Source organism: Metabacillus sp. KJ11-3, from assembly GCF_055808295.1.
The window spans coordinates 256,035-269,128 of sequence record NZ_JBVVRS010000004.1 but is presented as its reverse complement, the minus strand read 5'-3'; the positions used below and the strand labels follow the sequence as shown (position 1 = coordinate 269,128).

The 13,094-nt window shown below is 33.2% G+C and carries 14 protein-coding genes and 1 pseudogene; all 15 read right to left on the bottom strand.

The features are described 5' to 3' along the window. Positions 1-179: 179 nt before the first annotated feature. The gene (gene spoIIP / locus AC0L8O_RS28210) at positions 180-1,178 is read right to left on the bottom strand and encodes a stage II sporulation protein P (RefSeq protein ID WP_368659642.1); all 999 of its coding nucleotides are present in this window, start codon (positions 1,176-1,178) and stop codon (positions 180-182) included. Positions 1,179-1,358: 180 nt separating this feature from the next. Beyond that, on the bottom strand, positions 1,359-3,269 hold the full coding sequence (gene ltaS / locus AC0L8O_RS28205; RefSeq protein WP_368659641.1) for a lipoteichoic acid synthase: 1,911 nt from the start codon (positions 3,267-3,269) through the stop codon (positions 1,359-1,361). Positions 3,270-3,733: 464 nt separating this feature from the next. Continuing rightward, entirely contained in the window at positions 3,734-4,726 is a 993-nt protein-coding gene (locus tag AC0L8O_RS28200) for a murein hydrolase activator EnvC family protein (protein WP_473449941.1), read from the bottom strand. Between the two features lie 59 nt (positions 4,727-4,785). Continuing rightward, positions 4,786-4,959 (bottom strand): hypothetical protein, encoded by a 174-nt coding sequence (locus AC0L8O_RS28195; RefSeq protein ID WP_473449940.1) that lies wholly within the window; start codon positions 4,957-4,959, stop codon positions 4,786-4,788. Positions 4,960-5,153: 194 nt separating this feature from the next. Continuing rightward, positions 5,154-5,780: a DUF1541 domain-containing protein gene (locus AC0L8O_RS28190; protein WP_368659639.1), complete on the bottom strand. Its 627-nt coding sequence runs from the start codon at positions 5,778-5,780 to the stop codon at positions 5,154-5,156. A 253-nt stretch (positions 5,781-6,033) separates the two neighbouring features. Next, the gene (locus AC0L8O_RS28185) at positions 6,034-6,309 is read right to left on the bottom strand and encodes a hypothetical protein (protein ID WP_368659638.1); all 276 of its coding nucleotides are present in this window, start codon (positions 6,307-6,309) and stop codon (positions 6,034-6,036) included. Between the two features lie 52 nt (positions 6,310-6,361). Continuing rightward, positions 6,362-6,862, bottom strand: a complete 501-nt coding sequence (locus AC0L8O_RS28180; RefSeq protein ID WP_368659637.1) for a Mur ligase family protein — start codon at positions 6,860-6,862, stop codon at positions 6,362-6,364. A 29-nt stretch (positions 6,863-6,891) separates the two neighbouring features. Beyond that, complete coding sequence (locus AC0L8O_RS28175) at positions 6,892-7,176, bottom strand: Mur ligase family protein (protein WP_473450021.1); 285 nt, start codon at positions 7,174-7,176, stop codon at positions 6,892-6,894. Between the two features lie 19 nt (positions 7,177-7,195). Further along, a complete protein-coding gene (locus tag AC0L8O_RS28170) occupies positions 7,196-7,486 on the bottom strand; it encodes a Mur ligase domain-containing protein (RefSeq protein ID WP_473449937.1) in 291 nt (96 codons plus the stop codon). 225 nt (positions 7,487-7,711) lie between these two features. Beyond that, complete coding sequence (locus tag AC0L8O_RS28165; protein ID WP_473449935.1) at positions 7,712-7,867, bottom strand: D-alanyl-D-alanine carboxypeptidase family protein; 156 nt, start codon at positions 7,865-7,867, stop codon at positions 7,712-7,714. Further along, the gene (locus AC0L8O_RS28160) at positions 7,812-8,528 is read right to left on the bottom strand and encodes a M15 family metallopeptidase (protein WP_473449934.1); all 717 of its coding nucleotides are present in this window, start codon (positions 8,526-8,528) and stop codon (positions 7,812-7,814) included. Before AC0L8O_RS28160 ends, AC0L8O_RS28165 begins: the two co-directional genes overlap by 56 nt. A 276-nt stretch (positions 8,529-8,804) precedes the next feature. Continuing rightward, on the bottom strand, positions 8,805-11,237 hold the full coding sequence (locus AC0L8O_RS28155; protein WP_473449932.1) for a heavy metal translocating P-type ATPase: 2,433 nt from the start codon (positions 11,235-11,237) through the stop codon (positions 8,805-8,807). Between the two features lie 208 nt (positions 11,238-11,445). Beyond that, positions 11,446-11,652: a copper chaperone CopZ gene (gene copZ / locus AC0L8O_RS28150; RefSeq protein WP_473449930.1), complete on the bottom strand. Its 207-nt coding sequence runs from the start codon at positions 11,650-11,652 to the stop codon at positions 11,446-11,448. 15 nt (positions 11,653-11,667) lie between these two features. After that, positions 11,668-11,994, bottom strand: a pseudogene (locus tag AC0L8O_RS28145) (metal-sensitive transcriptional regulator). Positions 11,995-12,235: 241 nt separating this feature from the next. Beyond that, a complete protein-coding gene (locus AC0L8O_RS28140) occupies positions 12,236-12,865 on the bottom strand; it encodes a nitrite reductase (protein ID WP_473449929.1) in 630 nt (209 codons plus the stop codon). Between the last annotated feature and the right edge of the window lie 229 nt (positions 12,866-13,094).

Here is a 13,094-nt window from a genome sequence, read left to right as displayed (position 1 = left end):
ACTTATGTAAATATATTCTTTAGAAGAATATATAAACTAAAATAGGCGAAAAAGTCTCTATACAATATTTGAATAGAGGCCATTTTATAAAAGTTTTTTTAAAAAAATTTAATCTACAATCTACATCTACACTATTAGATCATCTAGTTGAAAGTACTTGTAAAAAATTTTATTACTCTCTAATCATGTTCTTTATCCCAATAATACTCACTTATTGCATAACCCAATACATCTGCACTACGATATAATTCTTCCAAGGTATTCTCCACCCCGCCGATTTCAACAATGACACTATTAGGCAATAAGTCTTGATTATAGACACCATTCCCCTGAGACTTATTTTTTATAATTAAACCTCTTGAAAGACCAGGATATCTTTTCTCAATTAAATCATGTATCTCAGTAGTAAAATTTAGATTTTTTTTATAATTCTCATGTGCACTCCCAATTACAAATGAAATTTTAGCCATTGATTCTCCATTAATACTAATTGTCGATAATTCCCTTGGCAATGAGTCTCGATGAATATCAAAAGTCATTTCCAAATCTTGATTTTCTCGCATTTCTTGTAGGACAATTTCTCTAGACATTTGATAAGAACTCCCAAAATTCAAATTACGATTATTTAACATATTGGTAATATCTATGTTACTGACTTGATTCCAAATTCCATAATGTCTTAAAGAGCTACCAACTCTTTTGCCAACTAGAGAAACGTTAACTTGGGAGTGGTATGCACTCGTAGGGGCTGTCCCTTTTTTAAAATATGGTAAAAAGGACTCTCTTGTATGAGAAAAATAAATAAATACCACCCTTCTTCCGAAAGTACTATGAAATTTTCTGTTCGAAATTTCTGGTCTTTTTATATCAAGATCATTAATTGAATCGATTTTCTCTTGATTTAATGCTTCATCTTTCTGAAGTGCTCCTTCCTCGGGCACAAGTTCAATTGATAATTTTTCTTCTAATGAAATATCTTTATTAGAACTAGAATTAAGTTTTGTTGCGATCTTATCTTCGGTATTATTATCTTCGGCCTTACTTAGGGTGGGGATTATTTTAGTTATTATTCTGTCTTCCTTTTCATGAAGATAAGCTATTAACCCTACTAAACTTAAAAACATAGTAATTACAGTTGCTAACATTACTTTTAAGGTTTTCGAACTTAATTTATTCATATACAAATTTACCTCAATTTAATAATGATTATCTATTACACACTCTTTTTATCGGTTACTTCTTCAATAATATAAATAGCGACATCTATAATTAACATATTGATGTCGCCATTTATTTATTTTCTATAACGTTTAGAATTGAAAGAATGGTGAATTGCCCTTGAATTTAATTCTATTTGATTAATTATATTTAAAAACCGAACGGTCAACTGGAATAAAACCCTCTGGTTTAAAAAAGCGTAATAAATCACCGTTGACAACCCTATCGGAGAAATTCAGTTTTATTTTAACCATTTCCTCATATCGAGCTATTTCTTCATTTTTTTCTATCTTATTACCATTACTATCATAGTAATCTCCTTCAATTGAATTAACTGATGAGCTCATGAAATCACCATTTCTAAATGGAACTAATTGTTTATGTTCTAATGATAATAAGTCTGTACCAAACTGAATATACTTATTTGACTCAATTCCTAATAAATGTAGAAGTGTTGGAAGAACATCTATTTGTCCACCGTACTGACTCATATTTCCTCCTTCAATTCCAGGAACACGAATAAATAATGGTACTCGCTGTAATCCTGCATATTCAAATGGTGTTATTTCTTTTTCGATTACTTTTGACATTGCTTCATTACGATTTGCCGAATTACCATAATGATCGCCATACAAAATAATCACTGAATTATTATATAAACCCGATTCTTTTAAATAATTAAAGAACTGTTCTACTGACTCATCCAAATAACGAGCTGTTTGAAAATAACGGTCAACAGTAGCATCACCGGTATTATTTGGAGGAATCGTTGCATCTTCTTCATCAATTGGATAAGGAAAATGGTTAGATAATGTTATAAATTTTGTGTAAAATGGTTGCGGTAAATCTTCAAGCATAGGTATAGATTGCTCGAAGAAAGGTTTATCTTTTAAACCATAATTCAATACATCGCGAGTTTTCATTTTAAAATAACTAGAGTCAAAAAACTTATCATAACCAAAGGATTTATATATTTCATTCCTATTCCAAAACGATCCTGAATTTCCGTGAAAAACTCCTGACGTATACCCTTGCTGTCCTAAAATGGCTGGTGCTGCTTGGTACGTATTTAATCCTTTTGTTGAATAAGCAGATCCCTGAGGTAATCCAAACAATGAATTTTCTAACATAAACTCTGCATCCGAAGATTTGCCTTGTGCAGTTTGATGAAAAAAATTATTAAAATATAATGTGCTTGAATCTTTGGTTAATGAATTTAAAAAAGGTGTGACTTCTTCACCATTTAAATTGTAATTAATCATAAAGTTTTGTAAAGACTCCAAATGAATATAGATTACATTCATACCTTTTGCTAGCCCAAAGTATTTTGGATTTGGAGAAGCATAATTTGACTTCGTATAGTTTATTACTTCAGTAATATCGTTGCTATCTGCCATTACACGTTGAGCGGAAGACCTGGTGCTTTGAACAGCATCATAGATCGTATAGTTATACATTCCTAGATACTTTACAATATAGTTTCGATCAAAAGTTCTTGTTAAAAGTTGTGGACGATCCATTTCTGCCAATGCCAGATTTGCTCCCATCAAAATAAAGGCTGAAGTGAAAATTGTTATAAGTTTATAACGTTGTATTTCAACAAAATCTAATTTAACAACACGTAGTATGATTAATGCCAGTAAAATAAATGTATCTATGAAATATAAGCTATCATGTGGTTTTAATAAAGCAACAATATTCCCACTAACATCTCCTATATTTTGAGTCTGTGTAAATGTCGGTAACGTTAGAAAGTCGTTGAAAAATCTATAGTATAATATATTACCAAAAAGTATAAAAGATAGAATAAAGTGAATAACTAAGAGCGATATATATCTATTTATACCTTTTGTTAAGAGCGATAATCCTAAGAATAGTATTGCTGAGCCTAAAGGATTTAAGAATAATAAAAATCTCTGTAGTGAGTTATCTATACCTAAATTAAACTCATTCCACTGAGCTAAATACGTTTTTATCCAAAGAAATATTACCGAAATAATAAAAAAGAGAAGAAAGTTAATCTTTTGACCTTTTACATATATGTTTTCCACAGATTTCACCTACTTAAAGTATTAATTCTTGTTCTTACGATTAAAACAATGCTTACGATTTTTTTAATATTGATAACGCTCATCAGATAGTTTAATGAAGACTAATATATACATATCAATATCTTTAATTAGGATACTAATAAAATTAATAAAGTCTCCTAGTAAAAGGAGACTTTATTAATTTTCAAAAAAACATCGAATTCCGTTTATTATCTAATATAAATGTGTAGAAACTGTGTAGAGTGAAAATAATTCATTTCATATAAAAGATTGTAGATAAAAAAAGCCAGAATAGATATTGAAAAGGTAAAAATGAGCTTTTCAATATAATTATTCTAGGCATTGTGATTAATATTTTCATTCAGTTAGTTAATTTCAAGTAGCAATATTTTAATTAAACTTGAATTTTATTTAATAGGTAACCTTTAACTTATTAATGCTATAAAACTAGTAACTTATCAATCTTAAGGTAAGAGTGTCATTGGATTAATAGGGTTTTTCCAAGCTCCATCGTGAATCTCAAAATGAAGATGCTTTCCTGTAGACTGTCCAGTATTACCCATATATCCTATTTGTTGTCCCTTACTTACAACTTGTCCGTTTTTTACTAATCGTGAATCCATATGTGCATAAACAGTCGTAAAAGTTTTCCCATTAATGTTATGAGAGATAAAAACCGCATTGCCATAACTGCTTGAATAATACGAGCGAATGACAGTCCCCTCCGCAGCAGCAATAATTGGAACATTTGCTGCACGATTAGCTATATCAATACCACCATGTAGTTTCCCCCAACGTTGACCATATCCAGAGGTAAATGTCCCCTTTGCTGGCCATATAAAACTACTGTCTGAATCTACTGAGGGTTGCGAATTGGATAATGCTACATTAGATGCAGTTGTTTTCTGAGAAGTTTCTATAGTTTGTTGACGTTCCATTTCTTGTTTAATTGTTGCTTCCTGTTCAGCAAGAAATGCATCTTCATCTTCTAATTCATACAATTCATTTTCGGCATTTTCATGGTCATCTTTAATTTCTGCCATAACTTTATCTTTTTCTGCAATTTGTATGTCTAATTGCTCTTTTAAGGATTCAAGTTGTGTTAGTGCAGTGGCTAACTCTTTGAGTTCACTATTTAGCTCTGCTTCACTTTGCTCAAGAAGTTTTTTGTCTTCTTCATGCTCCTGTAAGATCCCTTGGTCTGCCTTTACAATAGTTGTAACTGCATTTACTCTACTTACGAAATCTCCAAAATCTTGAGCACCTAATAGCACATCTAAATAGTTTACAACTCCACCACTCTCTTGAAGAGAGCGAACTCTATCTTGTAATAATAGATTACGTTCTTCAATGCGGGCCTCAATTTCTTTAATTTGTACTTTTAACACTTCTATTCTTTCGTTAGCCTCATCAACCTCGCCTTGACGATCACGAATTTGTTCATTAGTTTGCGTCATTTTTGTATCAAGTTGCTTAATTTGATTATTAATATTCTTTTGTTTCTGTTCTAATTCAGCTATTTCACTTTTTTTGTTTTGAATACTTGAATTGACGCTTGAGCGCTTATTTTGTATTTCTGATTTTTTTCTTCTATATCTGAATTCGCAGAAGCGATATTTTTTAAGGGCAAAAAAGTGGCGCTTGTCCCTATTATTATAGAAATTCCAATCATCAAAATATTATTTCTCACACTGAAATACCTCCGAATATTAATTAGGATGTTTCTTATATATGCTCTTAAATAGGCTCCATTTTAAACTTTAGTTATCATAACACCATATTCCGACAAGATGTGCCATAAAAATATTACATTTATATTTCAAGGTTTAATCCATTAAAAAAGAGCAACCTGTAGGTTACTCTTTTTGTTTAAATATATTGAATTTATTTTACTGGAGACAGTTCACTTTCTGTTACCCATTTATGGTTCTTGACTTCCTCTCCACCATTGGTTGGAGTAAAATCAATCATATACACAGTCATAACTTCTGCTGAATCAATTTCAGCAGTTGCTCCTTCCATACCTTCCATATGGCTTGCCTCTATTATAACTTCGCTTCCCGGTTTAAATGGATCTTCACCTGCGTCTTTAATCTCCTCATGAATAACCCATTTATGATTCTCTACTCGTTCTCCTCCAGTAGTTGGAGTATATGAAATAGTATATACCGTAGTATCGTATGCACCTACTATAGTTGCTTCGGCACCCTTCATACCTTCCATATGATCAGCTTCAATAATAGCTTTACTACCTACTTCGTAAGTTGGATTTTCTGCTTCTTGCAATCCTACAGGAACATCGCCTGAGCTACTCATATCCATCTCACTATGATCCATACCTTCCATGCTTTCTTCTTCAGCACTTTCAGTACCTTCCATGTTTTCTTCTTCAGTACTTTCCGGGCTTTCAATTTCTATTTCTTCTCCAGTTTCTTTCCCATTATCGGTAGAACATGCACCTAATACTAAGAAAAAGACAACTAATAAAGATAAGATCAATGATTTTTTCATCTAAAAAATTTCCTCCTTATATTAATTTTGGTAAAAATACATTCTTCTATTAAAGGCGTCTAAAAAACTAACCACATCATTAACCATAATGTGTTACTATCCCCCTTATACTACGTAAAGAAATTAAATACTAATTAATTTTTTTATGTTTTTATTTTATAGCTAGTTACTTCATATCAAACAAATATTTACCCAATACCATTTTAAATTAAACAATCGAATTTGTAGAAAGGCACACATTTGCCCTTGTAAATTATTCATATGAATTGAAATGTATCACAGTTTCTCTATCACAAGTAGTAGAAGTGATATAATCTTGTTGATAACTTTCATGCCCTTTGCCAGTAATGACAACCCACTCATTTTCAGAACTAGACTCTAGTGCATGTTTAATAGCCAATGTTCGATCATTTACAATAAGATCCTTTTCATTCCCAAATTGCTTATTTAATTCATTTAATGTTTGACACATCTCCTCATATTGGATCGTATTTAAATCATCATGTGTTAATATATACATATCGCTCATTTCAGAGGAAATCCTGAGCATTTCATTTCTCTTCTTTTCATCTCTATTCCCTCTAAAATCCAAAAACATGGGTTACTTTCTTTGCGCCAAGTTCTTTGGCTGTTTTTAAACAGAAGAAAATAGCATCAGCTGTATGTGCATAGTCTATTACTACTGTAGAACCATTTCTATATTTTATTTTCTCAAATCTCCCGGGTACACCAGGAAAGTTCGAAATCGCTTCAAGCGTGTCTTCTACCTTGAAATTAAATTGACTCACAGTTGCAAAAGCAATAACAGCATTATAAAGATTATGGGTACCTTCCATTGAAAAGGAAACATCAAATTCTCCAAACTTCCCCTTTACTTTAATGTCAGGGTTCGTATTTGAATTGATTTTAGCTATTCTTAAACATGCTTGAGATGATTGTCCAACAGAATATACATTTAACCCTTTGCTTAATAGAATCTCCTCTAACTTTTCACCCCAACTGTCGTCAATATTTATGATAGCTAATCCATTTTTTTTCATTTTTTCAAACAGCATTTTCTTTGCTGAGAAATAATTATCCATAGAACCGTGATAATCTAAGTGATCTTGAGTTAAATTAGTGAATTACAATAATCAAATTCTACCCCTTCTAATCTATACTGGGTTAACCCATGGGAGGACACCTCCAATATGACAACATCATCATTACTATTAGAGAGTAATTCATTCATTACTAGTGAACTTGGAGTAGTATTAATAGATGCAGTATCAACTCCATTAATGGTATTTTTTATTGTACCTATTAAACCACAGGACATACCGTGTTGTTCTAATAAAAATTTTAATAAATGGCTGACCGTCGTTTTCCCATTAGTTCCAGTTACGCCAATAACCACTTTATTTTTTGATGGATCCCTAAAAATTTTTCCCAATAATACCGAGAACTTTTCTGCTGTTATTTACTTTTATGTATGGTTTCTTGAGATCATTTATGTCATATTCCCCAATTACTCCAATTGCACCATTTTCTATTGCTTCATCTATACCATTATGACCATCAAAGTTTGAACCTTTGATAGCAACAAATAAATAACCTTCTTTTACTTTTTTAGAATTATCAGTGATTCCTTTTACGGTTAAACCCTTTACTAGATCATAGGTTTGTTTTTTTATGTCGATACCAACTAGAAGTTTCTGTATATTCAAGATGTTTACTCCTTACTTTTCAATTTCTCCCCATTTTGAGCAAAAATTGTGAAGATATTATGGAGTAATGGTAATTTTTAATTTTTTAAAGAAAACTGTAATAATTGTTATATTGGTTACTCCATATTTGATATTATCTATAAATTAATCCACCTCTATTCCAAATCTCTACCTCAAGTTTAAATAGCCAATATCGTTTATGAACAAAATCTTCCTTCAATTCTATTAGATTTTTCTAACCTTTTTAAAGAATTCCTCTAACGTTAGATTGAGCTTATAGATTGTATTAGCATATTCCTTTCCAACATACCGCAAATGCCAAGGCTCATACATATATCCTGTAATAGATTCCTTTTTTTGGATATCTAATAATAAATCCATCTTTATGTGCATTCTCTTTAAGCCATTTTCCTTCCTTTGTTTCACCAAACCTTTCCGACAATTCAAAATTTGAACTTTTACTAGACACATCAATTGCTAATCCAGTTTGATGCTCGCTTTGTCCTGGAAAAGCAACTACTTGTCTTGCAACAGCTTCTCCATTCTCGATTTTTTCCCTATTAAATATACTTTGTTGTCTTGAAAAAGATCTATATCCAGAAATAGCAATTAATTCCACACCCTCATTTTTTGCACGTTTAAATAGAGCTTCTAAAGCCGTAGCAGCTTCTCCTCTTAAATATCGTTTTTCTATCTCCCTTTCTGAAAATGAAAACGTGATATTAGGTGATACTAGATTTAATGGTTTATAATTTTCAGGTAACGAATATTCTTTATTGACCATCACGAGAATATTGGAAGGGTTTTGAATTACTCGGTTATTGTCTCCATTAGCTATTACATTAAAGAACTCAGCTTCTATAATGAGATCGTCTTCTATTTTTTCAGCTGGAATTGGCTCTATTCGTTGATAACTTTTTTCGATATCTGTTTTTTTTATTTCTTGGCTTACTTGAAGCTTGAATAATGTTTTATTTGAGTATGTACTTAAAACTATTACAACAAAAATTAATATGAAAATTGATTTTAAGAAAACTAACATAACTTCCCCCAATAATATTCAATAAATATTTTCCTACAGACCAGCCATCTTTTATTATTTAAAATAAAAAACTATGATTATAATATATTTTCCAATAAAAATGTGGAGAATTATTGAAGAAATTATTTTTTACTGAAATATTTCCAATATTTTCAATTATTTTGTCAATTCATTTGTGAATTTGAAAGCATAAAAAACGGATCCCTACCATTGCTCAGGGATCCGTTTCTTGTTACTTAATAAGTCGTTTTATTAAACATTCCAACATGTTCTTATTTATCTTATAGGTTTCCATTTTCTTAAGAATAACGTATTACCTATAACGGATACAGAACTGAAAGCCATAGCACCACCGGCTAGGATTGGATTTAACAGACCCAGTGCCGCAACCGGAATAAGCACGATATTGTAAGCAAATGCCCAGAAAAGATTTTGGCGAATTTTTCGCATCGTTGATTTTGAAAGGCGAATTGTGTCCACAATTCCCATTAAATCGCCGCGCATTAAAGTGATATCAGCAGCTTCCATCGCAACGTCAGTTCCCGTTCCAATTGCAATACCAACATCTGCAGCAGCAAGTGCAGGGGCATCATTAATTCCGTCACCAACCATAGCCACAACTTTTCCTTCTTGCTTCAGTTTTTCGACCTCAGCAGATTTGTCCTCTGGCAGAACTTCCGCAAACACTCGGTCTACACCAACTTGCTTGGCGATTGCTTCTGCTGTGAGTTGATTATCACCAGTAATCATAATGACCTCAATTCCTAATTCCTTTAAGGCATTAATAGCTTTAGCTGAAGTTTCTTTAACAGTATCTGCTACGGCGATAATCGCAGCTAAACTTCCTTCAATAGCCATAAGCATAGCTGTTTTTCCTTCGCTTTCGAGCTTTTCCATATCAGTTAAAGCATCGTTAATCTCAATATTATTTTTAACCATAAGCTTTTTATTTCCAATTAAAACTAATTGATCGTTGATTTCAACCTGAATCCCATGTCCTGGTATGGCATTAAAATCATGAGCATCCTGAAGCTGCAGACCTTTTTCTTTTGCCCCGTTTACAATGGCTTCCCCTAGTGGATGTTCCGACCCTTTCTCCGCTGAGGCTGCAATTTGTAGGATCTGATCATTAGAAAAATCCCCATAATTGACTATATCTGTTACATTAGGTTCGCCTTTTGTTATCGTACCCGTTTTGTCTAGGATAACCGTTGTTACACGTTGAGAATTTTGAAGATGTTCTGCCCCTTTAATTAGTAGCCCATTTTCAGCACCCTTACCAGTACCCACCATAACCGCTGTTGGTGTAGCCAGCCCCAACGCACATGGGCATGCAATGACTAGTACTGCGATTGCACTTACAAGCCCTGGTGTAAATCCAACAAGGAAGTAAGTAAGCCCAAACGTCGCCAATGCAATCAGAATGACAATCGGTACGAAAACTCCGGAAATTTTATCTGCCACTTGTTGAATTGGAGCCTTTGACCCTTGCGCTTCTTCTACTAGTTTGATGATTTGTGATAAAGCTGTATCCTTACCAACCTTTGTTGCTTTAAATTTGAATGAACCATGTTTATTTACAGTTGCCCCAATGACACTATCTCCCACTTTTTTGCCAACCGGCATACTCTCCCCTGTGAGCATGGATTCATCAACCGATGTGCTTCCTTCAATAATAAGTCCGTCAACTGGGATTTTCTCGCCCGCACGTACGAAAATGACATCACCTGTTTCAACATCTTCAAGCGGTATATCGATTTCCACGTCATTACGGATAACGCGAGCCGTTTTGGCCTGTAGCCCCATCAATTTCTTTATTGCTTCTGAAGTTTGTCCCTTTGCCCTTATTTCTAGTAATTTACCTAATACAATCAACGTCATAACTATCACAGCCGCCTCATAGTATAGGAATTGACCTGTTCCCATAACGGTAACGACAAAACTGTATAAATAGGCCGCAGATGTACCCAGTACTACAAGCACAGCCATGTTTGCACTACCACCACGAACAGCATTATATGCATCGCGGAAATAATGTCCACCTACATAGAACTGGACGATCGTGGCAAGTAAAAATTGAATCCAAGGATTCATGTGATAAAATCCACCATTACCGTATTCCATCGCAAAATCCGATATCATCATAATTAAAAATGGTATTGATATTAAGGCACCAACAATAAATTTGTTTCTTTGAGTTTTATACGATTTTTCACGAGCACTCCGTTCATAATCACCGTCAGCTTCACCAATTAATTTAGCATCATAACCAGCTTTTTTTACTGACTCAATCAATTTTTCAACATTAGTACTCCCAGGAATGTACTCTACACTCGCTTTTTCCGTCGCTAGATTAACAGTAGCATTCGTTACTCCATTTACTTTATTTAGTCCTTTTTCAATTCGAGTTGCACAAGCTGCACATGTCATACCAATAATATTTAACTTCACCTTTTCTTCTTGTACTCCATACCCGGTTTTTTTGACCTTTTCAATTATGTCTTCCACTGTAGCCTCGGTAGAGTTAAATGTAACTGCCGCTTTTTCTGTTGCAAGATTAACATTCGCTTTGTGCACTCCAGGTACTTTTGAGATATTTTTTTCGATTCTAGTGGCACATGCTGCACATGTCATTCCTGTTATGCCCAATGAAACACTTTCATCAGTGTTAATTTTATGCTGAACCTTTATGTTTGTATCTACTCCCATGCTTTTTCACTCCTTCAATCTAACGGCATGTCTGGGATTTAAATTATTTTGTTAAATATAACAAACAACATTTTTAGATTAACTGAACGTTAAAATTTTATCCTATTAATTGTTCCTTTACACTGTCGCCTCCAGCATACCCACTATAGGTATATAAAAATGTAAAAGAGAGAGCGTACGGTAATAACACGTTCGCTCCACATTGAAATTAATTTACATCATAACCTTGATCATCGATTGTTTCTTTAATTTTCTCTAATTTTACTTCCTGACCATTAAACTCTACATCTACAGTTCCTTTTTCAAGATGTACTTCTACTTTCGACACACCCTTTAGCTCTCCTACGCTACCTTCTATTGATTTTACACAATGACCACAAGACATTCCTTGTACACTTAATGTTACTTTTTCCATAACTATCGTCTCCTTTTACTTTTTCATTAATTTTTGAAAGATAATAAGCACTTCATCTAAAACTTCTAGATCACCTTCTTGAATAAGTTCTACTACACATTCTTTCAAAAGTGACCTTCGAGTAAAATTTTTGCAACACTATTTATTGCTGCTTAAGTGACAGAAATCAGTGTAAGGACATCATCACAATAAGTATCTTTCTCAATTAATACTTTTATGCCTGAACTTGGCCTTCTATCCGATTTAATCGGGATACAAGATTTTGTTCAATTTTTCGAAATGATGGCTTTTTCGTTCAATTAATGGAGAGAGAATGACTCCTCTGAAGAAGTGAGTCCTTATTTACTTCGGATGACATTTAAATTTCCTTCTACAAATTTATTATACAATACCCCCCACCCTATGTAAAGGGCATTTTATTCTTTTATTATGCTCTCCATTTATTAAAGATTTAAAAAAGAAACCCGCAACGCACAACAAAACGATAGCTTTCCAGCGCTTAGTGTAAGAGCTTGTGCAAGCGCCATGTGAAGGTGTTTACATTTAATCAACCTCAAACAATATTCGGATTTATTTTTAAGAATTAACTTGTAAATTGATCTTGTAAATTGATCTCTCCTATCCGTTTTAAGAATTTATAGAATGTTTCCCGTTTCTTACCCATTTGCGAATATACAGCAATTATTTTTTCTACTGTATCGTATAATTCTTCTGGTGTTAGATTTTCCATCAACAAGGAACCCACCTCAGCATCTTTCCCTTTTGCTTTTCCTCCAACATATAAATTATAATGATCTTTCATTTTCATGATCCCTATATCACTTAACATGGGTTCCCCACAACCAATGGGGCAACCTGTGTAAGCAACCTTTAGGGTAAAAGGTACGGATTTTCCTGCTATACGACGATTCAACTCTTTTGCCACTGGCATTCCTTCCTCTTCTTCCCCTTTGCAAAAGTTACAGGTTCGCAAGCTCTTTACGAAACCTCCAACCGGATAACAGGATAGTCCAGCTTCTTTAAATTTTTCTTTTACTAATTCCAATTTACTTTCAGGCACTTCAATATATAGCTGTTGGAATGTTGTTAACTCCAGTTCGTCACCATCATTCATGTACTCAGCAATGACAACCAATTGTTTGGCATTTAGTTTTGCACCGAAAGATATTCCACCGTTAACAGCCAGTTTCACCTTTTTTTCTTTTTGGATCATACAAGTTTCACTCCTTCTAATTCTTCTAATCTACTTATATATTGATTGAAAAAATATTCTTTAATCCAAAGGTCTGTTTACTCGTATTTTAGAGGGTCACCTTCGAATGGACTGTCTGTAACCTTGATAAAATCTTTGGGACAACCTTCTAAAATAACGGCTTGTTATTACATAAATAAATTTACCATACCATCGATGGGTATGACGACATATGAAAATATAATACCAG

Excerpts from the sequence above, each read along its gene's own strand:
- AC0L8O_RS28190 (WP_368659639.1), bottom strand. The coding sequence starts at position 5,780 with ATGAAAAAATCATTGATCTTATCTTTATTAGTTGTCTTTTTCTTAGTA.
- AC0L8O_RS28140 (WP_473449929.1), bottom strand. The coding sequence starts at position 12,865 with ATGATCCAAAAAGAAAAAAAGGTGAAACTGGCTGTTAACGGTGGAATA.
- AC0L8O_RS28180 (WP_368659637.1), bottom strand. The coding sequence starts at position 6,862 with ATGGATAATTATTTCTCAGCAAAGAAAATGCTGTTTGAAAAAATGAAA.
- AC0L8O_RS28155 (WP_473449932.1), bottom strand. The coding sequence starts at position 11,237 with ATGGGAGTAGATACAAACATAAAGGTTCAGCATAAAATTAACACTGAT.
- copZ (WP_473449930.1), bottom strand. The coding sequence starts at position 11,652 with ATGGAAAAAGTAACATTAAGTGTACAAGGAATGTCTTGTGGTCATTGT.
- spoIIP (WP_368659642.1), bottom strand. The coding sequence starts at position 1,178 with ATGAATAAATTAAGTTCGAAAACCTTAAAAGTAATGTTAGCAACTGTA.
- AC0L8O_RS28200 (WP_473449941.1), bottom strand. The coding sequence starts at position 4,726 with ATGACGCAAACTAATGAACAAATTCGTGATCGTCAAGGCGAGGTTGAT.
- AC0L8O_RS28160 (WP_473449934.1), bottom strand. The coding sequence starts at position 8,528 with ATGTTAGTTTTCTTAAAATCAATTTTCATATTAATTTTTGTTGTAATA.
- AC0L8O_RS28185 (WP_368659638.1), bottom strand. The coding sequence starts at position 6,309 with ATGAGCGATATGTATATATTAACACATGATGATTTAAATACGATCCAA.
- AC0L8O_RS28165 (WP_473449935.1), bottom strand. The coding sequence starts at position 7,867 with ATGGATTTATTATTAGATATCCAAAAAAAGGAATCTATTACAGGATAT.